At 49.3% G+C, this 24,385-nt stretch carries 18 protein-coding genes; 9 read left to right on the top strand and 9 right to left on the bottom strand.

The window, feature by feature from the left end; all coding sequences use genetic code 11:
- Positions 1–310 precede the first annotated feature (310 nt).
- Positions 311–559 carry a DUF3375 family protein gene (locus AC27N8_RS35645; protein WP_487074570.1) on the top strand — a complete coding sequence of 83 codons (249 nt, stop codon included), beginning with the start codon at positions 311–313 and terminating at the stop codon, positions 557–559.
- A gap of 1,266 nt (positions 560–1,825) precedes the next feature.
- Here AC27N8_RS35645 and AC27N8_RS35640 read toward each other — a convergent pair.
- Complete coding sequence (locus AC27N8_RS35640; RefSeq protein ID WP_487074568.1) at positions 1,826–2,242, bottom strand: pyridoxamine 5'-phosphate oxidase family protein; 417 nt, start codon at positions 2,240–2,242, stop codon at positions 1,826–1,828.
- 291 nt (positions 2,243–2,533) lie between these two features.
- On the opposite strand from AC27N8_RS35640, the gene AC27N8_RS35635 reads away from it, so the two are divergent.
- Both AC27N8_RS35635 and AC27N8_RS35630 read left to right on the top strand, forming a co-directional pair.
- Positions 2,534–2,779, top strand: coding sequence for a hypothetical protein (locus AC27N8_RS35635; RefSeq protein WP_487074566.1), 246 nt, complete (start codon positions 2,534–2,536; stop codon positions 2,777–2,779).
- A gap of 40 nt (positions 2,780–2,819) precedes the next feature.
- Positions 2,820–3,806, top strand: coding sequence for a trypsin-like serine peptidase (locus AC27N8_RS35630; RefSeq protein ID WP_487074564.1), 987 nt, complete (start codon positions 2,820–2,822; stop codon positions 3,804–3,806).
- A 5-nt stretch (positions 3,807–3,811) separates the two neighbouring features.
- Here AC27N8_RS35630 and AC27N8_RS35625 read toward each other — a convergent pair whose 3' ends face one another.
- Together AC27N8_RS35625 and AC27N8_RS35620 are read right to left on the bottom strand one after the other, a co-directional pair.
- Positions 3,812–3,943 carry a hypothetical protein gene (locus AC27N8_RS35625; protein ID WP_487074562.1) on the bottom strand — a complete coding sequence of 44 codons (132 nt, stop codon included), beginning with the start codon at positions 3,941–3,943 and terminating at the stop codon, positions 3,812–3,814.
- Positions 3,930–5,990: a molybdopterin-containing oxidoreductase family protein gene (locus tag AC27N8_RS35620; RefSeq protein WP_487074560.1), complete on the bottom strand. Its 2,061-nt coding sequence runs from the start codon at positions 5,988–5,990 to the stop codon at positions 3,930–3,932. The genes AC27N8_RS35625 and AC27N8_RS35620 overlap by 14 nt, the downstream gene beginning before the upstream one ends.
- Positions 5,991–6,506: 516 nt before the next feature.
- Here AC27N8_RS35620 and AC27N8_RS35615 point away from each other — a divergent pair.
- Entirely contained in the window at positions 6,507–7,010 is a 504-nt protein-coding gene (locus AC27N8_RS35615) for a hypothetical protein (protein WP_487074558.1), read from the top strand.
- 59 nt (positions 7,011–7,069) lie between these two features.
- Here AC27N8_RS35615 and AC27N8_RS35610 read toward each other — a convergent pair whose 3' ends face one another.
- The gene (locus AC27N8_RS35610) at positions 7,070–7,567 is read right to left on the bottom strand and encodes a GyrI-like domain-containing protein (protein ID WP_487074556.1); all 498 of its coding nucleotides are present in this window, start codon (positions 7,565–7,567) and stop codon (positions 7,070–7,072) included.
- Positions 7,568–8,158: 591 nt separating this feature from the next.
- On the opposite strand from AC27N8_RS35610, the gene AC27N8_RS35605 reads away from it, so the two are divergent.
- Both AC27N8_RS35605 and AC27N8_RS35600 read left to right on the top strand, forming a co-directional pair.
- Positions 8,159–9,151 carry an aldo/keto reductase gene (locus AC27N8_RS35605; RefSeq protein WP_487074554.1) on the top strand — a complete coding sequence of 331 codons (993 nt, stop codon included), beginning with the start codon at positions 8,159–8,161 and terminating at the stop codon, positions 9,149–9,151.
- A gap of 110 nt (positions 9,152–9,261) precedes the next feature.
- On the top strand, positions 9,262–10,284 hold the full coding sequence (locus AC27N8_RS35600) for a phosphotransferase enzyme family protein (RefSeq protein ID WP_487074552.1): 1,023 nt from the start codon (positions 9,262–9,264) through the stop codon (positions 10,282–10,284).
- Positions 10,285–10,349: 65 nt separating this feature from the next.
- On the opposite strand, the gene AC27N8_RS35595 is transcribed toward AC27N8_RS35600, so the two are convergent.
- The 5 genes from AC27N8_RS35595 to AC27N8_RS35575 form a co-directional block, all read right to left on the bottom strand.
- Positions 10,350–11,870, bottom strand: a complete 1,521-nt coding sequence (locus AC27N8_RS35595) for a cellulase family glycosylhydrolase (protein WP_487074824.1) — start codon at positions 11,868–11,870, stop codon at positions 10,350–10,352.
- A gap of 267 nt (positions 11,871–12,137) precedes the next feature.
- Positions 12,138–13,523 carry a glutamine synthetase family protein gene (locus AC27N8_RS35590; RefSeq protein WP_487074550.1) on the bottom strand — a complete coding sequence of 462 codons (1,386 nt, stop codon included), beginning with the start codon at positions 13,521–13,523 and terminating at the stop codon, positions 12,138–12,140.
- A gap of 42 nt (positions 13,524–13,565) precedes the next feature.
- Positions 13,566–14,330 (bottom strand): SDR family NAD(P)-dependent oxidoreductase, encoded by a 765-nt coding sequence (locus AC27N8_RS35585; RefSeq protein ID WP_487074548.1) that lies wholly within the window; start codon positions 14,328–14,330, stop codon positions 13,566–13,568.
- Positions 14,331–14,679: 349 nt separating this feature from the next.
- Positions 14,680–16,257: an amino acid permease gene (locus tag AC27N8_RS35580; protein ID WP_487074822.1), complete on the bottom strand. Its 1,578-nt coding sequence runs from the start codon at positions 16,255–16,257 to the stop codon at positions 14,680–14,682.
- A gap of 539 nt (positions 16,258–16,796) precedes the next feature.
- On the bottom strand, positions 16,797–17,153 hold the full coding sequence (locus AC27N8_RS35575; RefSeq protein WP_487074546.1) for a hypothetical protein: 357 nt from the start codon (positions 17,151–17,153) through the stop codon (positions 16,797–16,799).
- A gap of 114 nt (positions 17,154–17,267) precedes the next feature.
- Between AC27N8_RS35575 and AC27N8_RS35570 the strand changes: the two genes are divergently transcribed.
- From AC27N8_RS35570 to AC27N8_RS35560, 3 genes are all read left to right on the top strand, one after another.
- Positions 17,268–20,195, top strand: a complete 2,928-nt coding sequence (locus AC27N8_RS35570) for a hypothetical protein (RefSeq protein ID WP_487074544.1) — start codon at positions 17,268–17,270, stop codon at positions 20,193–20,195.
- Between the two features lie 32 nt (positions 20,196–20,227).
- Positions 20,228–20,701: a hypothetical protein gene (locus tag AC27N8_RS35565; protein ID WP_487074542.1), complete on the top strand. Its 474-nt coding sequence runs from the start codon at positions 20,228–20,230 to the stop codon at positions 20,699–20,701.
- A gap of 278 nt (positions 20,702–20,979) precedes the next feature.
- Entirely contained in the window at positions 20,980–24,306 is a 3,327-nt protein-coding gene (locus AC27N8_RS35560; RefSeq protein WP_487074540.1) for a sbcc family protein, read from the top strand.
- Positions 24,307–24,385: the final 79 nt, after the last annotated feature.

The raw sequence follows: 24,385 nt of genomic DNA, 5'->3' as shown, positions 1-24,385 counted from the left end.
AGATCTCCTTCTTTCAATTTCATGACCAAATCAACTTATTCAGTCATACCATTACCTACCACAAAGATACTCTGAGACAGAGAAAAAGTCAAGCAGAAAGAGGTCGAGCAAAGCGAAGACCTCGTAGCGTCGCACGCTCGCGTGCGATGTCCCACTCGCCGTACGAGACAGCACAATCGTACGTCCCGTGAGCTCTATCTCTTGCTTTTGCGCACGCCAATGTGATAATCTACGATCTAACTTAAGACGTTATCGTGTAATTGGTGTTCAAGAGGCAAACTAATGGTAAGGGAAAGCAGAGGTGTGACCGATGCCCATCGACATGAGCGAAGAGCAACTAACATTCGATCTTGAGCACGCATCCAGCATCAAATTATTGAAAGCCGACTCGGCAGCACTGATCATCAGCTTCTTGCATCGAGAGTTTAAGCGGGCGCAACGTGTCTCCGTCCCCTACACCGAAATCATCGAGCATCTTGAAGGTTACCTGGAATACCTTCACGAGCAGAAGCCCGGGAGCTATCCCCGTGCACCCCTGTACGACACTTACCTTATCTAACTCTACAGGAACATGAACTCTTTCTACACCTCGCTCAGAACACTATTCGACTGGAGCAGGAGCGCATTCATCATACCTATGCTCTTCAGCACATACAGATCATGCAAAAGAGAAGCAAAAATAGTCCACCAGGACTTATCTAATTGCAGGATTCTACCAATGGGTCAGAATCGAAAAACTGGTTCCTGCCTCTTCTCGGCATGTATGACGAGAAGGAAGTATTTTGCCGCTCCGTCGCTTGGCGGTTTCTTTTTCTTTGAGAGAAATGCTAATGTGTCAGGTTATGACGTGCATGTACATTTAAAAAGAAGAAGGGGAGAGACAAAGATTCTAAAACAACATTTATGGCGTGAAGGGGCAAGGACCAGTTTTTCGATCTGTCTTTTACCCACATCTTTCTTGTGAGAGCCAGAGAGTGTCAATTCCTCTCTTTTTGCCTGTAAAGTTCTTAAATGTAGCACAGGGGTTTTACGCCCCTGTGAGGTCCCATAGCATCAAAGATTCTCTATTGATCATATTGCCAGGAAGGCACTGGGAGCTGAACATGGTACATGAGTGGCATGGGCACCTCACAGGGGCGTAAAACCCATAGGGTGCGAACGTAAGCGATCACGATCTTTTCTTCAAAAATTGCGTGCATGAATTGCACTTCTGTCTTGATATACCGCAAATGTAGCACAGGGGTTTTACGCCCCTGTGAGGTCCCATAGCGTCAAAGATTCTCTATTAATCATATTGCCAGGGAGGCGCTGGGAGCTGAACATGGTACATGAGTGGCATGGGCACCTCACAGGGGCGTAAAACCCATAGGGTGCGAACGTAAGCGATCACGATCTTTTCTTCAAAAATTGCGTGCATGAATTGCACTTCTGTCTTGATATACCGCAAATGTAGCACAGGGGTTTTACGCCCCTGTGAGGTCCCATAGCGTCAAAGATTCTCTATTAATCATATTGCCAGGGAGGCGCTGGGAGCTGAACATGGTACATGAGTGGCATGGGCACCTCACAGGGGCGTAAAACCCCTGTGCTACATTTGCGATATATTCATATGAAAGATGCAAAAAATCATTATTCCATCGCTTGTATTTCTGTTCTGCTGCCCGAGAAAGATGTGGGTAAAAGACAGTTTTTCGATCGCGTCCACTACCCTTCCATGGCGCATGGTTTCCACGTCAGGCCACTTCAGTCACCAGATGAAACACGCTGGAAGGAATGAGTCGGATTCAATGGTCCCGTAATCTATACTCGGCCATCCAAAGCAAACTTACAGAGCGCGAACGGGCGTAATACGAATAGCCTGACTATATTCCTGAGCCATCTGCTCTGGTGTCGACCCAATCCCCTTTATGCCCTCACCATATTTCGCCACATAGACAGGTAAAGTGCTATCGACGATACCAGGAGCCAGCAACTCAGCTGTTCCTTCGATCGTAATCGGATCATCTCCATCATGCGTATTGTCGATCGCCAATAAGACATTCGGATTGTGCTGAATATTGCGTACTTTCTGATTCTTCACTTTGCTAAAAATCAAAATACTCTCGCCATCCCACAAGAACCACACCGTCACCGCCGAAGGGTTCCCATTGGGACGTACCGTATTCAAATAAATAGTCTCATCCTTATATAAGCGCTCATTAATATGAGCATCACGCTCCTTCGTCAAATCGAGAAAAGCCATAAATCGCCACTCCTGTTCTCTAAACAACGACAAATAATTTATCAATATAAGTTCTAACATATCATCATCCAGAACTTATTCCTGTCGATACGCCATGTTACTCACAAATTAGAAAGTCCTGTGATGTGACATATGACCTTCTAAAAAGCCACAAATGCTGCTATAATTAGCGAAAGAAGTGCGATTCTTCATCCCAAAAACATCTCACTTCGGAAAAGCTGTTTTGTAAGAGCACTATCTTATTCTATATAGATACATGTAAACCTGATCTCCATATATAAGGGGAAAATTATGTCACAAGCACAGAAACAAATCAAAGCGTTTAAGATTGGAGCGGCACTCCTTGGCCTACTTGCCAGTATCTACCTGCTGCTCACCAGACGCTCGGCAAAATCAAAGGCGGGCAAGGGCATCAAACAGTACAAGCCTGAGACCACGCCGGACGGCGCGCTCAAGTACTGGACCGCCGAAAAGATGCGTCAGGCCAAACCCGTCGACTTACCACACGCTGATATACACCAGCAAGGAAAAGCGTAGCCGCCGCTTCACATGAGGCTTGATGAAAGAGAGAGTCACTATGCCACGACAGCCCGGACACCTCCCTGCTATCCGAGCGGATAGAATCTTTCTGAGCGTGCTCGCTTGCTCCTACGTGCTATATCTGCTCATGATTGGACGTTTTCTCCTACCCGGCGTCTTCACGCCCGCCAATGCTATCACCGAGCACGCCATTGACGCTTCCGCAAATAGCTCTGTTGCCTACTGGACAACTGACAACATGACCAATGCAACTGTCTTCGACGAGCAGGATACAATCACCTCGAATCTTGTTCAAAAGAGCTCAGATGCAGACATCAGCAAAGGAAAAGCGACCAGGCAAGCGGGAAAAACATCGCGTCAAGAAAGCCAGACGTTTCCCCTCTCAACCGTAGGAAAACTTTTCTTCAGCAACAAGGCCGGACAAAATATGACCTGCTCAGGCACAGCCGTTTTCAGCGCCAACAGCAGCGTTGTTGACACTGCGGGACACTGTCTCTACCACCGGGGCGAATGGATGCAGAACATCATCTTCTGTCCCCTCTACGACAACGGCAACATTCCCTACGGCTGCTGGGCGGCCCGCGACCTCGAGGTCCCATCAGACTGGATTAATGCTCCACCCAACGACTATCATCACGACTTCGGCATAGCCATCGTCGCCGCCAACGGCCAGGGACTCCTCACCAACATTGTCGGTGGGGTAGGATGGGCTTACAATCAATCAGTCGACCAACCATACTACGCCTATGGTTATCCAGCCGCCGGTCACTTCGACGGCCAGACCAGAAAATCCTGCCAGGACTCATCTGGCACCATCTGGCAACACGGTGGAGGCATCGCCATCGCCATCTCGTGCGACATGACCGGCGGCTCCAGTGGTGGCCCCTGGTTTATCAAAATCGGCAACACCTGGTATCTCAACGGACACAACGACTTCATCAACTGGTCGCACCCCGATCACATGTTCTCGCCCTACTACGACGATACCTGGTACGCAATGTATGACAAAGCTCAGCACGCCTGAGATCATCACAATGTAATCAGTGTCGAGCGCAGCAAGGACACCGTAGCGTCGCACGCTCGCGTGCGATGTCCCAGTTTCTCGTACGAGCCTGCAGGACTACGGCGAAATACGTCGGATGCCTGATCATACGTGGTCATGGGACATCGCACTTACCTCGACCCACGCATCATAGGACGCTTGCCCGCCGGGGATACCGGGTACGATATCATTAGCTCTCAGAGAGACAATGGGAGTTCCACTGGTAACGCGATTGACCCCGGCCCAGCCATCGCGCATCCAGACGGTGCCGGGCAAGATATCCTCAGTGACATAGGCATCGGCCTCAAATTGACCACGTTTATTAGCGATCACGATCGGAGTCCCACTGGCGAGATGGCGCTGCTGCGCGTCCTGTGGATGTATCCAGAGTTGCGGGCCAGCATTCGCTTTTGCCAGAGTCGGGAGAGCCTGTCCCTCATCGAAGAAGGAATGGAAAGCCGTCAGAGAGCGTCCCTGACAGAAGCGCAGCGGATACTCATCGCCCGCCGGTACGGTGTAGGATGGTAGGGGAGAAAGCCCGGCCAACCGAGCACGCTCGCTCCAGAACTCGATTTTCCCGGAAGGAGTCGCAAAGCGATGCTCCTGATAGGCGATATGAGAGAGATTATTCTTCAGCCAATATCCTCCATGCTGGCGCAACACTTCTACATTTAGAGGAGCACCAGTCTCCGTTTTTTGCGCGCTCAAGAAAGCATTGACATAATCTTCCTCATCCTGCCAGGGAAAGACGTTATCAAGATTGAGCCTCTGTGCCAGTTCGCTCAGGAGACTGATGCTGGAGCGTGCTTCGCCCTCTGGCCTGAGTGCTTGTTCCATCAAATAGATATGGGTTGCCGTCTGCTTTAGTCCAATCGTCTCTAACCAGGCCGTGCCCGGCAGGACCAGATCGGCGAAGCGTCGGGAAGTGGCATTCATAAAGAGATCATAGGAAACAATCAGCTTGACCTGAGCCAGGCCGCGAGCGAGTTCATTTGCATCGGAAAACGCTGAGAGAAGATTGCTCCCAAGCACCAGCAGCACATCGAGCTGCCCGTTGATCAAAGCCTCAGTGATCGTCGTCATATGACTGGGGATAGCATCCTCATGTGGCATTTTCAGTTTGACATCGGATAACACATCGGCGAATCCCACGCTCTCCGGCGAGGCGCCATGACGCGGCCCCATACCACCGCCAGCGATCCCCAATTGTCCAGTCAACGCGGGCAGACAGGAGATAGCACGAGCGGGCTCCCAGCCATGCTGATGCTTAAACATCGAGCTGCCACCAAGCACAATCATCGCAGGAGACTGAGTCGCGTAGCGTCGTGCCAGATTGCGGATACGCTCCGGCTCAATGCCCGTAATTGTGGATGCCCATTCCGGCGTATACGGCTGAAGATGGGTCACGAACTGTGGAAATCCGAGCGTATAGTTGTCGATAAACGTCTGATCGAACAGTCCTTCCTGCACGATCGTCTGAGCTATAGCCAGAGCCAGAGCGGCATCGGTGCCAGGAGGCAGAAGAAACACCTCATCGGCGTGCCGTGAAGCCTCGGTACGACGTGTATCGATATGGATCACATAGGCACCGCGCTTACGTGCCGCGACCAGATGAGGAGCAAGATCAGGTTGGCTCGCCAGAGTCGCTCCCCAGAGTAGGATCGTCTGCGCATGAGACGCCATATCCTCTTTCGTATTTGTCTTCAGAGTGCCAGTCAGACCCAACCCATACCCACCCATCGCCCAGCAGACAATCGCAGGTATCCACTGCTGAAAACCACCCAGCGAAGCGAAACGACTGAGCAGCGAGCCTCCCATCGGCCCCGACGTCCCCAGACCGTGTCCACGCCAGAGCCCCACGCGCTCCGGACGCGTCTGTTGAATCGCCTCAACCATCATCGCAAAGGCATCGTCCCACGAGCACGCCTCCCAGCGATTCTCGCCGCGCTCGCCCACGCGACGCAGAGGATGCAGTAAGCGCTTCGGATTCTCAAAAATCTCATCTGTCGCCCGCCCCCTGATACACAGAAAACCCCGGCTATCCGGATTCTGTTGATCGCCCTTGAGCGACACCAGCTTATTATCCTCAACCTCGACCTTCATCCCGCACTGCGTCGGCAGACAATTCATCGGACACATGGTTGTAATCTGACGTTTTCCAGCCATAGCTTCATTCTCCCTCCTGCATTGCTAGCTTTTCGCAACTATCTCTAGAATAACAGATGAAAACGCCTTTAGCCAGAAGACACATTGTATCGGGGAATGGCCATTAAAACGCTTCGAGATACAGGATTCCCAGCATCCGTGTCGAGCGAAGCGAAGACCGTGTAGCGTCGCACGCTCGCGTGCGATGTCCCACTCGACATATGATCAGGCCTGCCAGCGTGGTGTACCGGGATGCTGCTACCTCGTACGAACTCCTGGGACATTGTATCCATTGCAGCCCAAATGCACACGCAGGCTTTTCGGACCCACAAATGCGTCTGTTTATACTGCATCGAGAAACAAAACATGAGGTTATAAGTACACTCAAATGCGCACCCGCGGCATTGTTTACACGCCCGCCCTGAATGTATACTCCAGTTATACCAGTCAATCAAGTTACTCAGTAGGTGCACATCAATGAGTGCGGAGCTACTGATCTCGCTTATGATGACATAAAAAAGAAAGAAAGATTTTGTTATGGAGATTAATAAAGCACAGATTTTTTCATTCGCACGACTACTTTTACGTCTTTGTTTGCCTACCGCCATATTCGTTGCGGTCTGTACAGGCATTTTTCTAGCTTTTGGCCAGCTTTTGCAGCTACTTGATCAAAACGCTCCAAATTTTATGCAAAATGGATGGAATTTACTTATCCTATGGCTATCACTCCTCATCTTCTACATCATGTTTGGCATCGCCTTTACCTACATCGCCACCCGCCTGCTTCGTGGTACCTTTGCATCAAAAGAACTACGTGTCCAAAGACGCATGGCCATCCTGGGAGGTCTCCCTTTTTACGCACTCTGGCTATACAGCGTGATGTTGTTTGTTTATGGCATAATTTTTCCCGATGACGTCAATGGTCCAACGGCATTTGCAAGTGTGCTTGGAATCGTAGGTTTCGCGCTTACCTCCATCGGCTACTTGCTTCTGATGCGTTTCTTCATAGGACGCTCTACTGCCGTCGTTGCTCAGCAGTGAAGGAACAATGTATGTAAATTTCGGGTGTAGCATTTCCTCTGGAAAAGTCCACTCTCTGATCAACTATCCGCTAGCTTAATGGCCACTTCGATTTCCCACTTTGTTTTGAGTGGTTGTACCTTGGGATCAGTGAGATAGGTTTCACACCGCGCCCGAAACGCATTACCTCTCTCATCGTCCCATCGATCCCAGACGACGCCGTTGGCCTGACCCCATCCAAGAAGCGCTTTATTGCCGGTCAGGCCATGACCAACATAGACGAGGCTCGCGTAGCGACCTGCCGGAAGCACACCGGGGAGCACCCGTGCATCACCTGGTAATGAGGTGAGCACTGGAATTCCTACTTCAATATGCATTATCCCCATCATATCGATAATGTGATAACGCAAGAAGGGTGGCCCGGCAGGTACCAGATTGTGTTGTTTCAACCAAACGGAGAGTTCTTTGCGCAGATTGTCTGCAATGCTAAACATCCCTTTCATCGGAACTTGCGCTCGTATGCCCAGATAGGGTTTTGCCGGGCGATCATCGATTATGGGCTCACTAACCGTCGTCAACTTGGTACTCCTCCTTTTTTCTAGACACTCTTGTCACAATCAACAGCCTTGCTTCTGCTTGCTATATAAGCTGCTTTTTTTAAGTGGGGTGCTGGCTTTCTTCCCAATCTGCTCCAGCAGTTATGCGCTGTAACCGCTTGATCAGACGTTCCACAGTTCCAGAGCGTTAGTCGTCTGGTCACAGAGCGCGTGGAGGTACATTCATAAAGAAGTATAAGATGTGAATTCAAAAAAACTTCTTCAATCGTGCTTTTCTTGCCATGTCAGATGTAATTTGGGGATTAATCGCCGGTGCCACGTTCCCATTCCTTGATCTTATCTAAAAGATCTTTCACTTGAATTTTTGCACCTTGTTTCATGGCTTGAACTTCCTTGCTATCTTGAGTAGAGCTAGATTAAAGAACACTCGCCCGAAAGGCGTGCAGAATCAGACAATCATTTGCGCAAATTATTCTACCGCCCTGCGTTTCAAAGAGCTATAATTGCTATCAAACAGAGAATCTCTCTCTCTGCTCTGGTAGCAGAGTAGAGGAAGAATGTTCCGCCTGGGAATACCAGGGGAGCAAACAAGGCCAAAAAGGAGCTCAGCACATGCAGAAGCGCACACTTGGAAACCTGAACCTGGAAGTCTCAGCCATCGGGCTTGGTTGCATGAGAATGAGTCATGACGAAAGCCCGCTTCCCAACAAGCAGGAGATGATCGCCCTGATCCGGTCGGCAGTCGAGCGCGGCGTCACCTTCTTCGACACCGCCGAGATCTATGGTCCATTTACCAATGAAGCGCTTGTCGGAGAAGCGCTGGCTCCTGTCCGCGAGCAGGTAGTAATCGCCACCAAGTTCGGCTATGACATTGATGCCGAGACAGGACAAAGCGGGGGTCCAAACAGCCAACCCGCACATATCAAGCAGGTTGCCGAGGCAGCGCTCAAGCGTCTGAGGACCGACGTGATCGATCTCTTCTATCAACACCGCGTCGATCCGAGCGTGCCGATAGAAGATGTAGCAGGCGCCGTGAAAGATCTGATCCAGGAAGGGAAAGTCAAACATTTCGGCCTTTCTGAAGCCGGGGCGCGAACGATCCGTCGTGCTCACGCAGTGCAGCCAGTCACCGCAGTTCAGAGCGAATACTCGCTCTGGTGGAGAACCGTTGAGCAGGAAGTCTTACCGACATGCGAGGAACTCGGTATCGGCTTCGTTCCCTACAGCCCCCTGGGCAGAGGCTATCTCACGGGAAAGATCGACGAAAACACGACCTTCGCCAGCGTGGATATCCGCAGCCGCCTCCCTCGCTACACGCCAGAGGCGAGGAAAGCCAACCGGGCCGTCATTGACCTGCTAGCCAGCATCGGAGCACAAAAAGGAGCCACACCGGCGCAGATCGCACTCGCCTGGCTGCTCGCGCAGAAACCGTGGATCGTTCCTATACCAGGTTCCCGCAAGCTTGAGCGCCTGAACGAGAATATCGGCACGCTTGCCGTCAACCTCTCGCCCGACGATTTGCAAGCTATCAAAAGCGCCATTTCAAATATCACCGTACAGGGAGATCGCTATCCCGAACAGATCGAACGTATGACAGGCCTCTGATCCACAAAGATGCAAAAGTTGTGATAAAGTACGGGAAGATGCGTTTCTACAAAAACTATATCTATCCCATACCTTAAAACCTCGGTGGAAGTCGAACAGGAGACATTTCCATGCGCGAAGAACTGAGCATCCCAAAGGAGCTCCTCCAAGTCTGCTTGCGGGAAGACCATGATCTACTATCCGTCACGCTTGATTTTCTGCCGGTAGGACTCGATACCAGAGCCGGAGTGTACCGTGTAACAGGTGAGCACGGCATCACATATTTGCTGAAAGTCTCAGCGAGATCATTATATACACCAGGATATCTGGTTCCGCGTTACCTCAACGATCAAGGGATTGCATCAGTTGTCGCGCCCCTTGCCACCAACAAGGGCACATTGTGGACACAGGTGGACAAGTGGATCGTGGCTCTCTATCCATTTATCGCCGGAGATACAAGTTGGACTGGGATCACAGAGAAGCATTGGCATGAAACAGGAGCTATTTTCAAGCGGATTCATCAAGTAGCGCTCCCAACGCACGGCATTGGAGTGCTACGCCAGGAGACCTTTGATCCAACGAGGTATGCTGATTGGATAGCGACCATTGAGGCTCAATATCTACATATACAGTATCAAGAAAACAGCGCCAGGAGCGCTCTGCACACAGCGTGGCTGGAGCATCAGTCCACAATCCACACGTTACTCGCCACAATGAGAAAACTGGCAAAGATACATCAAGCACAAGCCATCCCCTATGTCATCTGCCACGCCGATCTGCATCCAGGCAACCTGTTACGGGATCAAGCCGGACGCGTATTCGTCATCGACTGGGATGAAGTCATGTTAGCGCCTAAAGAGCGCGACTTTATCTTTACTGGAGAGCCAGCAGATGGCTCTTCTCAAATCCCATCCTCTCCATTTTTTCAGGGATACGGACAGACAGATGTCAATTGGAGCACTCTCGCCTACTATCGCTACGAGCGCGTGCTTGATGATCTGATCGTTTGTGCTCAGGACGTCTTTGTCAGGGATGATTTGACAGAGGAAACCCGCATCGAGGCCGTCGAGCTCTTTCAAGAAATCTTAACTGCCGGTGGTGAAGTCGATGCCGCCCACACAGCGGCGGCCCACCTCCCATCCGACCTCACTTGACATGCGAGAGAGCCAGAGAAGATGGCTCCCTTGCATATACCAATTAGAACACTAATGATCAGCACCTATGCAACACTACACGTCGCCCCATTAAGAGTAAACGAGGTCGGCGCGGGATTGCTGCCGCTCCAGGAGCCATTAAAGCCAAGCGAAGTCGAGCCAGCCGCAGCGATCGTCCCGTTATAGCTCAGACTCGTCACTGTCACCTTGTTGCCCTGTTGAGTAAACGTCCCGCTCCAGCCCTGCGTCACCTGCTGATTGCCCGGGAAAGTAAAGATCAACGTCCAACTATTAATCGCGGTAGTACCAGTATTCGTTAGAGTAATATTCGTCGAGAAGCCTCCAGGCCACTGATTCTGGACCGCATAGTTCACCTTGCAACTACCCGAAGGAGTCGTCGTCGGCGTGGGGGTTGGAGTGCTTCCCGGCGTGGGGGTCGTGCCAGGAGTTGGAGTACTTCCGCCGCCACTATTGCCACCGCCCAGAGCGAACTCGATCGGAGTCAGATAGGCCTGTTTCGCCTGATTGACCGTTGTCCAGTCATCATTGAGGATACCGCCAGTATCGCCCGAATCGGGATTCAAGCACCAATAGGTCCAACTGATGCCGCTCGCCCCCTTACCCAGATAGCTGGTAAGCGTCGAGAGCCACTGCTGATCCGAAGTCGTCGCCAGAGTAGTTCCGAACTCGCCGAGCCAGACAGGAGCGATGCCCTGCTTGGCGATATAGCCCCAATACTTATCCCAGATCCCCGGCAGGTTATTAGGATAGTTGGGATCGCTAAACCAGGGTTGAGAGGCAACATCGGTGGGATAATCATGAGCGGAGTAGACAAGCCGATTGGCGACATTCAGTTGCACTGGATATTTCGCCACGCCCTCCAGATTGCCGCCCCACCAATAGCAATCGCCGCTATAGCAGTCGATGCCCTCAACGAAGATGAGCCAGTTGGGATTGGCTGCCAGGACAGCATTTCCGGCCCGCTCGGCGGCCAGACGCCAATCGGTTGTCAGACTACCATCGCCCCAGGTTGCAGGACTATGAGGTTCATTGTGCAGATCGGCACCGATCACCAGCGGATTACCGGCATAATGTTTAGCAAGCATCACCCAATCGGAGATCCAGCGCGACTCTGGATACTGCGCGCTATACCAGAGAGCCGATTGTGCTCCCGAGTCGGGACGATGCTGGTCAAGGATAAAGCGCAGGCCGATCGAGGTTCCATAGCCAATGATCTTATCCATTAGGGCCAGACCATTCAAGCCGACAAGATCAGGATTCTTGTTATAATCGATGCTATTCGCTGCGCTAGAGGCATCAAACAGCTGATTCGAGTACGGCAAGCGAACGACATTATAGCCCAGACCTTTAATCTGATTAAGCATATCCTGATAGTTGCGCGTCCACAAGCCATGAACGCTATAATTTGCCGTCTCAAAGCCAAACCAATTAATGCCCGTAATACGCACAGAATTGTTCGAGCTATCGAGGATCTGGCTTCCATTCGTATGCCAATAGCCATCGCCCACCGCCGCGTACGCCTGCCTGGGATGAAGTTGCGTAAGCGCCAGGCTTATCAGCAACATCACGCCGATGCAGATCGAGACATATGTGCGCCTTTGTCTCCATACATCATTTCTCGACACCAAAGAAATCATCTTGCATTTTCCTTTTGTATTGTCCGCCGAAAGCAACTATCATCGATGTGTGCCTACGGACAACGGAGGCCATATAGCCCACGACATCGATGATCCTGAACTATTTATACATCTAGAGAAAGGAAATGCGCAATAGAAATCTTTGAGTGAATAGAAACAGAGTAGTTCTTGAGTAGAACTACTCTACTCTACACTCTAAATAAGTTCGAAGTAGCGACGACGATCCCAATTTGTCACCGCCTTCTCATACTCTTGCACCTCCCAGAGACGCGTCGCCACAAAATGCTCCACAAAATTCGTTCCCAGGAACTCCTTCGCCAGTTCGCTCCTTTCAAACAGGCGCGTCGCATCGGTCAAATTACGCGCCAACGGCTGGATACTTCCTTCAGCCAGCGCTTTGGCGAGCACGCTCGGATCATAGGCATTCCCGGACAGACGCTCGGGAAGCTCCAATTTCTGCTCGATGCCATAGAGTCCGCTGGCAAGCATGGCCGAGAAGACAAGATAGAAGTTCGCATCCGATCCTGGCACGCGATTCTCGATGCGAATCGCATTCTGTCCATTATTAATAATCCGCACGGCGCACGTCCGATTATCCATACCCCAGGTCGTATTAAGAGGAGCCCAGGTTCCCTCAATATAGCGCTTATACGAATTGATCACAGGAGCATAGAGCACCATAAACTCCGGCAGCTTTTGCAGCACGCCGGCCAGAAAATGGCGCATCGTAGCCGACATACGCGTCTCCTCCAGATCATCCCAGAAGAGATTGCGTTCCAGATTGCTATCCCACAAGCTCAAATGAGAATGTCCGCTACTGCCATCCTCCTGATCGGACCATTTTGCCATAAAGGTCGCGCTCAGCCCCATCTGATGGCAGATCTCTTTGACGCCTGTTTTAAAGAGCAACGCCTTATCTGCCGCCGCCAGAACATCGCTATAATGGATATTCATCTCATACATACCGGGTCCATGCTCGCGGTTATAGCCCTCAATCTCGATGCCATAATCGCGCATCATGCGAGCGATGCGGCCCAACAATTGATCATCCGCGCTTGCCTGACTGATCACATAGCAATTCATACCGGGATTGAGAGGCGTCAAATTTGGACCAAAATCCTTCTCACGCAACGAGACCTGATTCTCGCGAAAGAAGCGAAACTCCAGTTCAGAAGCGGCCATCGGCTCAAAGCCCAGCGAGCGAGCCCGCTCAACCAGCCTCGTGAGGACATAGCGTGGTGAGATCGCCACTGGAGTTCCCTGCTCCGTCCACAGATCGCAGATGCAGGAAGCGACATTTTCCTCCCAGGGAACCGTCGCGAACGTAGTCAGATCGGGCTTCATTACGATATCGGAGAAGCCATGCGTCCAATTGCTAAACTTCAGATTTGGGAGCACATTTTCCGCGATATCCCAACCAAAGAGCACATCGCATTGAGCGAAGCCATCGGCCAGAGCATCTAAAAAGAAGCGTGCGGCCACGCGCTTACCGCGATACACCCCTTCGATATCGGGAGAGCCGACCTTAATATACTCAACTTTGCCCTCTTTGATGAGTTGCTGGATAGCAGTCACGTCCATAGGTGTGGACCATCCTTTCCCTGCAAGCAACGCACGAACACGCTAGAAATAATTCGAGGATATCCCTCCATCGACGACGAGCCATGATCCAGTTGTCCAGGCCGACTCATCGGATGCCAGATAGAGTGCCATATAGACGATATCCCTGGTCTCGCCAAAGCGACCGAGCGGAATACGATGCAAGCGCTTATTGCGAGCCTCCTCGCTGGTCCACAGATACTTCATCAGCGGAGTCTCAATCGGCCCTGGACAGATCGCGTTGCAGCGAATACCATCATGACCATACTGAACCGCCAGCGACTTCGTCAAAGAGAGCATACCGCCCTTCGAAGCCGTATAAGCATCCTGAGGAACCGTACAGCCCATCAAAGCCACAAACGACGCGATATTGATAATCGATCCCCCGCCCTGCTTCACCATATGTGGAATCGTATACTTCGAGCACAGAAAGACGCTTTTGAGATTGATATCCAACACCTTATCCCAGATCGCCTCAGTATTCTCCACCACCCCCTGATCCTCTGGCAGCATCACCCCGGCATTATTATAAAGCACATCAACCTGTCCAAAGGACTCCACAGCCGTTGCCACCAGAGCCTTCACCTCATCCTCGCTCGTCACATCCGCCTTCACAAAGATCGCCGTCCCACCTGCATCGCGAATCGTCTGGACAGTCTCCGCACCGGCGTTTTCATTAATATCGGTCACCACCACACGCGCCCCCTCGCTTGCAAACAACAGAGCGGCCGCCTGACCCATACCACTCGCAGACCCCGTAATAATCGCCACCTTGTTCGCCAATCGCATAAAAATTCTCCTTCAATCGCACAATCCACAAATACATCTATCTCATTAAAAACATTTTAATGTAGCACAGGGGTTTTACGCCCCTGTGAGGCACCCACGCCACTCATGCTCCATCTTGACTCCCAGAGCCTCCTTGATAATATGCTTATCAGTCGGCTTTTACACCATGGGAGACCACAGGTGTGTAAAACTCCTGTGATGTTCCCATGCCCCTTATGTATCATATTCAGCTTACAGAGCCTTCCTAGCAACATGATCAATAGGGTTTCTTTGATGCAATGGCACCTCACAGGGGCGTAAAACCCCTGTGCTACATTTTTTATTTTACGGGCACAAGATGCTCGTTTTTCTAGGCATTCTCAACCGTCCCTTCGGTACCGGTGCTAGCAACCTCGCCCGACTCTTTCTCTCTTTCTACCAACTCGGCATCGGAGCCCTGAATTTTGGGGCCAGTAAACCAATGACGTACACTGACAGTCCACCAGATAATCAGGATAATTAAGGTGCCCAGTACCACTACAGGAGTATAATTGAACGTTACCCAGGTGATGGGATATGCAGCGGGCAACATAAACAGTACCGAGATAAAGACAACCCAGACAACAGCTATGATACCGATCAATTTGCTCCAGCGTCCCAGATGCCATGGTCCCGGCTCAAAATTCTTGATCAGCAGGCGCAGCAGGATAGGCAGGACGTAGGAGATGTACAGGCCGATGACGGCTATCGATGTGATCGCCACATAGGCCGCAAAGTTAAAAACAGTTGGAATGGCCAGGATAAACGCGCCGACGGCGGAAAAGATGATCGCATTGCGAGGAGTTCGTCCAGCGTCCAGACGATGCCAGAGGCGAGAGAAAGGCAAAGCATCATCGCGTGAGAAGGCATAAATCATCCTGGAATTCGTCGTAATCGAAGACATGCCACAGAAAAACTGGGCGCCGACAGCCACGGCGAAGAACAGCGTCCCCAGAATATATCCCAGGCGACTCTCGAGGATGTAGAGTACAGGATTAATAAAGCCAGCCGCCTTGGATAGATCGGGGGCGGCCGCCAGCAGGCCCATCAAGACGATATAGCCAGCCACCGCAGAGACAACCACCGACATGACAATTCCCCAGGGAGCCCTGGTTGACGCACCGACCGTCTCTTCAGTCATATGAGCCGAGGCATCATAACCGGTATAGGTATACTGTGCCAGGAGCAATCCCAGCAAGAAAGCGTACCAGGTAGGGAAGCCAGTTGCATTATATTTGGGATCGACATGAAATAAGGTGCCAGCAGAGTTAAGAGCACCAGAGCTCACATGCGTCGTAAAATCTGCACCACCAAATTGTTGTCCAAGCAGAGTCGCCACCACCACGCCGCCACCAATCAAGAGCACGCCGACGATATGCCACCAGACGCTTACATCATTGAGCAGAGCGACAATCCGCACGCCAAAGATATTAAGCATCGCATGCAGGGTCAACACTACCGCATAGATGCCCAGCGTGGCCCACTGTGTGGCAGGATCAATCGCCGCCACCGTCCCCAGCGTCGCTGGAAACGCCGGAAACCAGGCATTGAGGAGCACATCAATCGAAACGGCCAGGCCATAATCGATGCCAGCGGTCACCGCGACCTGTCCGATCAGATTAAACCAGCCCGTAAACCAGCCCCAGGCAGGACCGCCCAACTTTGAGGCCCAATAATACAGGCCTCCAGCTGTTGGATAAGCGGAAGCCAACTCGGCCATCCCGAGAGCAACGATCAGCACGAAGATAGTCACGAGCGGCCAACCGATCGCGCCCGATGCGAAGCCCGATGTCGTGATACCGGTATAGAAAAGAGTCAAACAACCACTGAGGACAGAGATAATGGTGAAGGAGATGGCGAAATTAGAAAATCCGCCCATCGTACGAAAGAGTTCTTGCGCATAACCCATGCCGTGGAGACGCTTCAGATCTTGCGCGATAAGTTCTTCTTTAGCAGAGCGCTGAGTTGATGACACGATGTACCTCCTGTCAGGGGGTGACAACATACAAAGACACACACAGGGGATAATTGTATGGTCCAGCGTCATTGCGAGAAAATGCCAGCAGCGAGCAACGGTCTATACAGAGTTTAACCTGCATACGATCTCCTGAAGAAGACTCCTTTCTGCATGCTTACCAAAAGTCATAGCGCTCAGGCACTATCGCTACCCCGCCTGACCAGGTGATGTGAGCGTTCTCGTGCCAGGGTACTTGACACATTGAGTGTCAGTGAGTGGGAAGCGTGCTGTATATCTCTAATTATGTAGAATACCAGAGCTACTCGTCAATAGGCCTGCATGAATCTTTCCCCCTTTCCCCATCTCCAACGCCAGACAACCATGGTATAATAACTTGTATATACCAATCAACCGGCAATCCAACGAACGAAGAGTGAAGGTGGAGCATGGCACAACGTGTTGAAAATTTTAATACCCAGATCACTCAATCCTCAAAGACGCTCGATGTACTCAAAGAGCAAAAACGCCCCCGCCCCTACGAGGATCAGCGTGCTTCTCCCAGCAACAAGTTGCTTGAACGCATCCGCCCGGAGGTACCAGCCTCTACCCGTATTGCTGAACTTGATCAGGCAATCACACAAGAGAGACAGGAGCATCAACAAGAACTTACCGAGGCCATACAAAAAACCAGGGAAATAGTAGACAGCGCCCCCAAAAAAGCCACTGATACAATCACTGAAGTCATGGAGCGCATTGATACACAGAGTCATCAGATTATCCAGGATAACAATCGCGAAGCGGCCAGCAATGAAACGCGCTTCCAGGACGCCAGAAACGCGGCCAAACAACTACAAGAAAAACAGTCGGTTCAACAAAAAAGCATTGCAGAGCTGGAGAGCTATCAGCAATCACTTGAGCGAAAGCCGCCAGAAGCAGCTACCTCCAACCTGACAACCCATCCATTGGGAAAACAACTGGCACTGCTGGATACCGCCATGGCCTCTCTGCACGAAGAAATCGCACAAAAACAAGGCGATCCCTCGAAAGCGCAGGAAGTACAACAACACCAACAGAAACTCACAGAATTAGCGAAGCAAAAGACCGCACTCGAAAAGCTCAAAGCATCCTACGCCTCAGGAGATGCTCAGCTGCCAGCCCTTAACGAACAGCTCACCTCGGCGGAAGCAGCGATCAAACAGGCAGAGGATAAATCCAACGAAGTAAAGCAACAACTGACGGACGCAGAAAAAAAGCGGGCGGAATTATTACGCAAAGAGATAGGAGCACAATCCAGCACGCAAACCCTCTCCGAACAAACATCGATGGTACAAAATCATATCAAGTATCTTGAATTAGAAATACAAAGCAAACAACGCAGCAAAGAACAACTTATCGATCATCGAGCCAGTCCACAGATGGCCCGGCAAGATACAAGCGATCTGGACAGAACAATAGCACACTTGAACAAAGAGCTTGCCACCTTACATAAAGACCTTGCCGCTGAGAAAACGTATGCACAAAGCCTGAATGATGAAAAGATCTTAATACCACACCCCCTCCAGGAAGAATTACGCGTAAAGCAGGCGAATATTGCGTTAAAAAAAATGCAAAATACCTTTTTACAGCAAGAAAAACAAAAATTGCAGACCAAAGGAGATACGAATAGCATAAAAGCTGTTGAACATAAGATTACAGAGAATAACAATTTTATCCGGGATGCAGAGGAATACTGTCAAAACACTGAGAGGGATTTCCGGGACCAGCCAAATACTGTCATGAGAATAAATCGCGTGCAATTCAGCATCCAAACACATAGAGAAATAATAGAAGACACGATACAACAAACTCAACATACTTTAACTGAATTAACGACACAAATAAAGACTGAGAACGCCTTAGAAAGGCTAATTGAAGACAGGGATAAAACCCCACATCCCCTACAAGCACAGGCGACACAGTTAGAAAAGCAGCTACAGCAACTTCACACAGATCTGCAAGCAGCACAAAAGCATCAAACAAATTTAGCACAGCAAAGAGAAAGTATGGCCCAGTGGCACATAGTCAGCCGGCCGATTCATGAACAGCTCAGGATGATCCAGAATCTACAACATTTCCATACACAGTATGAACCAAATACTGAACGCACAAAAAGCCTTAAAACCATGCAAAAAGCGTTGGAGCCAACGATAGAGACACCAGCAAAAAAAATCGTCCAGCAGCAAGAGCAACTCAAGCAGTTGCAGATCGACTTCAGAGCCAGCCAAGTAACGCTCGCTAAGATAGCGGCAGAAGCGCAGGACCTCCTGGCAAATCGCCATGGTCCCCATAGCAACGAATTCACCAATAAACTAGAAGCTCTTCAGAAGCAATCAACCACCCTTATCAATGAGCGCGAAACTATCAAATCTCAGCTTCAAGCAGCCGAAGCACACATGCAAGTCCTCAAACGCGCAGATCTGCTCAATCTAAAGATGCAACAGGAGCTGATCACAACAGACGGGCAAAGAAAAATCGCCGCACTCGATACCACGATCAAGGATTTACAGACCCAACGCGATGCCAGGCAAAAAGAGGCACAAGAAGCTTATCAGACAAGAGATCACCTTCAAAAGCAGATTCAGGATGCATCCAGTGAGCACAAACCAATTCCTCTTAAGCTGGATCAGCAACAAGCATTGGTGCGTGATACGCTTCAACATCTGCATCAGAAGCATGCACAAGTAACACAGGAGCTTGCGCAAAAAGTGCAAGAGCGAGAGACTCTGAGCAAAAGAATAGTGAACCTGCTAGACTGCAATGATAACTTAATCGATTATTCTTTAGCGAACAACTTGGAACAATCAGGTTTGAGGCAATCCGCTTCATGGGCACAGCACAAAGAATTCTTGCGCAATGAAATACAACAGTTACGACAGGATTCATCTGACGAAGGTAAGGCAAGCCTTCTTCACTACGAAAAGAGGTTACAGGCAGCTGAACAACTTGAAACAGAGATGCGGCACATGAAAGGTCTGGGTCCGGAAAGCTTACAGGCTCAACAAGCGCGTGAGTGGTCATATGCTCATAAATTGGACGAGCATCGCGACCAGTTGAGGAAAATCAGTCATAAAATCGAAACTTCTTTAAGAAGATATCAGCAAAGACGCGCCCAAATCATGGATCGACACCAATCAAAAACAAAAGAGAATAAAAAAACCATAATACATTTTGAAACCATGCAAACAGAGCTACGTGCTCAGCTTCAGCGGGTAAAAGAAGAACTTCAATCTGCCCATCAACGCTTAAAAAGTATCGAGGAGAAAAAGGGAGAAAGTAAACATTTTTATTTTCTCAATGAACATATGATTCCTATTGAGTCATTAAGCAATTTGGGTATTGCTCCACCCTCTGGCTCACATATTTTCACATCAACGAACGATTCAATGTGTCTCCCAACAGCTACCAGAATGATCTGTAGTGATCATAGTCCTGAATTTGCCACGAAGGCCAAAGAAATCGCCGACGCATTTAATCCGTTAGGAAGCGGAGGAGCTTATCTTCATAATATGCCTGAAGCGTTGCAAACACTAAAATTTCCGATCAGATACCAGGCTGAACAAATAACTTCAATGCATACTATAGCTAATAAGATAGGTTTCAATACATATGGACAAGCCAACTCTTCAATCCTCTCCATACGGAAATTTAGCCAGCCAGATTATTCGGGACATGTTATTGTATGCGATAACTTTATCCAAATCAATAATCAGCAGTATGCAATGCTGCGAGATCCCCTTTTGCCCAAAGCCTTTGCCGTCCGCTTAGATCATATCGATGAAATACTGACGCAGTCCCCTAACTACCCAAATATCGCCTATCCTATCTTACCCAAAGCGCAATCAATTTCTTAAATCGATCAGGAAAGTGAAAATCAATCAAGCATATGTATGACCTCTATCTTACCTGGGAGTGTTCGACGCCGCCTCAACTGGCTGACCTTGCCCGGTCGATTCCTCAAATCAGCCAGCCGGATTGGTCGCAGCGTCTGCTCACCTTTACCGCTGAGACACGTGGTTTTCTCGGCCTCAATCTACCAATAAAGCAGGCTGAGACGCTTTTACAACGTATCCAGGACGCTAATGGTGCGGCACTCATCATAGACATGGACTACCGCCAGCCGCTGGTTTCGCAGTTAGAGGCTGCCGAACTGGCACTCGACGCTATCTACGATCTACGCGACGCCCATTTCTCCTCCTACGCCTTTCATCCGATGGCATTTCATAGCGAGAAGGCTATGACATGGACCTTTTTTGCTGCCTCCGATCAACTCATAGCCGAAGGACACATTCCCGGTGGCATCTTCGTTGACATCGATAAGCTCGATGGACACATCTGGCAAGCTGATGAATTCGCCTGACAGGTTTCCTCTCTTCCCACCTTTCCCCATCTCAAACGCATGCAAACATGGTATAATACTTGCTATACCAATACTATCCATGTTATTTGCCCTTCAATCATCTGCACAAAAAGCCGCTCGGTAGCTCAGACGTTTCTCATCTACTGATCGGTTTCTCATCGATGAGTTGTAGCGGCACAACGAGCCAGATGAGCACGGCGTTGACAATTTAGCGATGGCTCTTTTCGACCGATTGATACCACTCTGCAATCCGACGAGAAGATTAGTGAAGGTAGAGTATGTCACACCACCTTGAAAGATTTGACAGCTCCAGCACTCAATCCCCAGGAATGCTCGACATACTCAAAGAGCAACATCGTCTTCACTCCTACGAATATCAACGTGCTTCTCCAAGCGCCAGATTCCTCGAACGTCCCCGCCAGGATGTGCCCACTCTACGCGATACTACCAGACAGCAAGAAAAAATTGCTCAGGAGACACAGGCATATCGCCAGGAACTGACCGAAATATCAGCGAAAATCGAGGACCTCATCGCAACGAGGCCACAACAGCCAGGTGGCGAAGTTGCTGAGGCAATGCAACGCGTGAGGGTGAATAGTCATTTCCTTACTCAAGAGAACAAGAGCGAAGCAGCCATCCAAGAGAAACGTTTTCAAGAGGTCAGGGCCGAGCTCAAACAACTGCACGAGCGACTATCAGCACAACAAAAAAGAACCACCGAGCTCGAAATATACAAACAAGCACTCGAGGGCGAACAACAAGGAGATTCCCTCTTCAACCTTAACAGACAGCTTACCTTCGTAGAAGCAATGATCACAAAAGCAGGTACAGACCTTGAAGCGGTGAACAAAAAAATAGCTAAAGCCGAAAACGACCGTGATACCTTGCGGAGAAATGATGCCATGCCTCCCCATGTCACGCAACCTTTCACCGAACATGTCACGATGGTCAAAGACAATCTCAAGTATCTGGAAGCAGAAATTCAACACCAGCAACAAAGCAGACAGCAAATTCAAGCGCATGAGGGTACACTGCAAGGCGTGCAAGAAGATCATAGCCATGTGACCAGTGAAATAGCAAGTCTGGATAGACATCTTGCAGACCTCAAAAAACAGCTTACCTCCGAGCAAAAACACCTGCAGGGCCTGGATGCAGAGAGAGAGAAACGCTCGAAACAAGAACTCCTTGTAGAGCACGACATGCGCGAAGAGGTACGAGTAGCACTGGTTGATATAGCATTCTACGAAGAGAAAATTATATCTTTACAACAAGAACAGAAAAAGCTACAAAGCCATGGCGATACAGATGGTGTACAAAAAATCGAAGAGCAGATCACAACTCATCATAATTCCATACAGAGGAAGACACATTATATCCAATCGATAGAAGCGGATTTTAAGAGTCTTCAATATATCCCAGGCTCTCCTGATGCGCATGCAGAGAACCTACAGAGAGGAATTTATACACAGCAAGAGCTAGATCAACTGGCACAAAAGACTAGTATGAAGAGGCCAATAGATTCTCTGGAAAAGACGAACAGACACCATATAGCACAAACAGTAGAAATAATTGATCACACAGAAACAGCTTTAACAGACATTCAGGCTCAATTAAAAGTTGAGCGGAGCAGCAATAGCACGATTGATACCAGCGAGAAAACAAGGAGCCTCCAGGCACAGGAAACCCACCTGACAGTCCAACTGGGACGGCTGCAGGACGAATTATCCATAGCCAACAAGCATCAAGCCTTTTTAGATCAACATAGAAAAGGTGATATTGCTAAGATGGCTGTCAGCCGCCCGATTAATGAGCAAATTGCAAGAGTTCAGAATCTCCAACGTTTTTACGAGCATGATCCAACTCAGTCTGCAATCTTAGAAAGGTACCAGCAAAAGCTCGAAGCACAACAGGCAGGGACAATTGCCACAAACAAAATCAGTGCGCAGATCAGTCATATCAGACAATTACAAACAGCATCTCACGAGAAAAAAGCGGCCCTGGATACACTTGTCACAAACGATCTCCATGCACAATCTACGCGCCTTGAAGAGGAGCAAAAAGCGATCAATGCAATCAACGCCCAGATAAAGATTGAACAGGCACACTTGCAGAGCCTCAGGCGTGGAGGCCCCTCTGCATATGAAGCACAGACAACAGTCGCAAGTTATCGTTCCAACAAACTAAAATCCCTTGATACGCTTATTGCTCGACTCCAGGAAGATCGTCATGCAATTCAAGAAACCTTGCCAAAAATGCACCAAGAGATGGATGCCATTCGTCACAAGATCAAAAGTATTCCGAGCGAGCATATGCAACCCCATGTTGCACTGGACAAACAACGAGAACTGGTTGATCTCAATCTCCAGCATTTACATGAACAAAATACTCTGCTGCCTCAAAAGATAGCCTCTAGAGAGACCGAACGAGATGCTTTACGTTTTAAGATATCGCTCCTATATACATGTAATGATGAATTATTGAATCATTCTATCTCTAATTCAATGCAATCAAAGGAATCACCGTCATTTTATATATGGGAAGCGTACAAAAAACAATCCAAAGAGGATGTACAAAAAGCAAAAGAAGATGCCTCTAAAGCAGGAGGAGCAGCAAGTCTTCAGCGACTTGAACGCAGATTACTGACCATCGAGCAGCTTGAAAATGATATGCAGTTGGTAAACAACGATGATAAGCTAAACAGACTAACAACACAACAAACACAGGAGCGTTTATATGCCAACAAATTAGATGAACAACGCAATCACCTGCGAGAGCTCTCTGCAAAAATTGAAAAATCATTACGCCTGTACGCCCAGAGATCTACGCCTCCCTTAGCCAGTGATACATCCACACACAAACAGGCCGCCCAAACCTCAAACAAACGTCAACCAGAGTCAATCAGACAGCCGAACCTGATCAAACCAGAGCAACCTCTTACGGAGGTAAAGGAACAGGTACGACATAAAATCAATGCTCTCAACCAGGAAATTCGGGCGACACATGAACGTTTAAAAGACATTGAAGAAAGAAAGGGCGAGAACAAACATCCTTATTTCCTGAATGAACATATGATTCCCATCGAGCTATTAAGCAAGTTTGACATCGCGCCCCCCTCTGGTTCGCATATTTTTACGACAGCGCCTGATTCAATGTGTCTTCCAACAGTTGCAAGAATGATCTGTAGTGATCAAAATCCTGAATTCGCTTTTAAAGCTCAAGAAATCACTGAAGCCTTTAACCCAAGTGCAGATGGAGCAGCCCACCTTCGTGATGCACCTGAAGCTTTTAGAAAACTAAAATTTCCTGTGTCTTACCAGGCAGAGAAAATAGCTTCAATGCATGATATAGTCGATAAGATAGGGGTGAATGAATATGGACAAGCTGCATCTTCAATCCTCTCTATACGGAAAAGAGAAAAGCCAAACTATACCGGGCATGCGATTGTCTGTGATAACTTTGTCCAAATCAATAATCAGCAGTATGCAATTCTGCGGGATCCTCTTTTACCTAAAGCTTTTGCCGTCCGCTTAGATCACATTGATGAAGTCCTCACACAATATCCTGACACCCCAAACATTGCCTATCCTATCTTATCCAGGATGTGACAGGTATCTTAGATAGGCTATCGACTACCTGCTACGTATCATATACATTAGTGTATTCATCTGTTATACTCCTTTATAA

This window comes from Dictyobacter sp. Z7_2 (assembly GCF_057551105.1).
Note: the sequence above shows the minus strand (reverse complement) of the source record. Positions and strands in the feature narration are given on the sequence as shown.

What these genes read in the sequence shown, in the direction of transcription:
- AC27N8_RS35645 (WP_487074570.1), top strand. Translation starts at nt 311, where the DNA reads ATGCCCATCGACATGAGCGAAGAGCAACTAACATTCGATCTTGAGCAC.
- AC27N8_RS35640 (WP_487074568.1), bottom strand. Translation starts at nt 2,242, where the DNA reads ATGGCTTTTCTCGATTTGACGAAGGAGCGTGATGCTCATATTAATGAG.
- AC27N8_RS35635 (WP_487074566.1), top strand. Translation starts at nt 2,534, where the DNA reads ATGTCACAAGCACAGAAACAAATCAAAGCGTTTAAGATTGGAGCGGCA.
- AC27N8_RS35630 (WP_487074564.1), top strand. Translation starts at nt 2,820, where the DNA reads ATGCCACGACAGCCCGGACACCTCCCTGCTATCCGAGCGGATAGAATC.
- AC27N8_RS35625 (WP_487074562.1), bottom strand. Translation starts at nt 3,943, where the DNA reads ATGACCACGTATGATCAGGCATCCGACGTATTTCGCCGTAGTCCTGCA.
- AC27N8_RS35620 (WP_487074560.1), bottom strand. Translation starts at nt 5,990, where the DNA reads ATGGCTGGAAAACGTCAGATTACAACCATGTGTCCGATGAATTGTCTG.
- AC27N8_RS35615 (WP_487074558.1), top strand. Translation starts at nt 6,507, where the DNA reads ATGGAGATTAATAAAGCACAGATTTTTTCATTCGCACGACTACTTTTA.
- AC27N8_RS35605 (WP_487074554.1), top strand. Translation starts at nt 8,159, where the DNA reads ATGCAGAAGCGCACACTTGGAAACCTGAACCTGGAAGTCTCAGCCATC.
- AC27N8_RS35600 (WP_487074552.1), top strand. Translation starts at nt 9,262, where the DNA reads ATGCGCGAAGAACTGAGCATCCCAAAGGAGCTCCTCCAAGTCTGCTTG.
- AC27N8_RS35595 (WP_487074824.1), bottom strand. Translation starts at nt 11,870, where the DNA reads ATGTTGCTGATAAGCCTGGCGCTTACGCAACTTCATCCCAGGCAGGCG.
- AC27N8_RS35590 (WP_487074550.1), bottom strand. Translation starts at nt 13,523, where the DNA reads ATGGACGTGACTGCTATCCAGCAACTCATCAAAGAGGGCAAAGTTGAG.
- AC27N8_RS35585 (WP_487074548.1), bottom strand. Translation starts at nt 14,330, where the DNA reads ATGCGATTGGCGAACAAGGTGGCGATTATTACGGGGTCTGCGAGTGGT.
- AC27N8_RS35580 (WP_487074822.1), bottom strand. Translation starts at nt 16,257, where the DNA reads ATGGGTTATGCGCAAGAACTCTTTCGTACGATGGGCGGATTTTCTAAT.
- AC27N8_RS35565 (WP_487074542.1), top strand. Translation starts at nt 20,228, where the DNA reads ATGTATGACCTCTATCTTACCTGGGAGTGTTCGACGCCGCCTCAACTG.
- AC27N8_RS35560 (WP_487074540.1), top strand. Translation starts at nt 20,980, where the DNA reads ATGTCACACCACCTTGAAAGATTTGACAGCTCCAGCACTCAATCCCCA.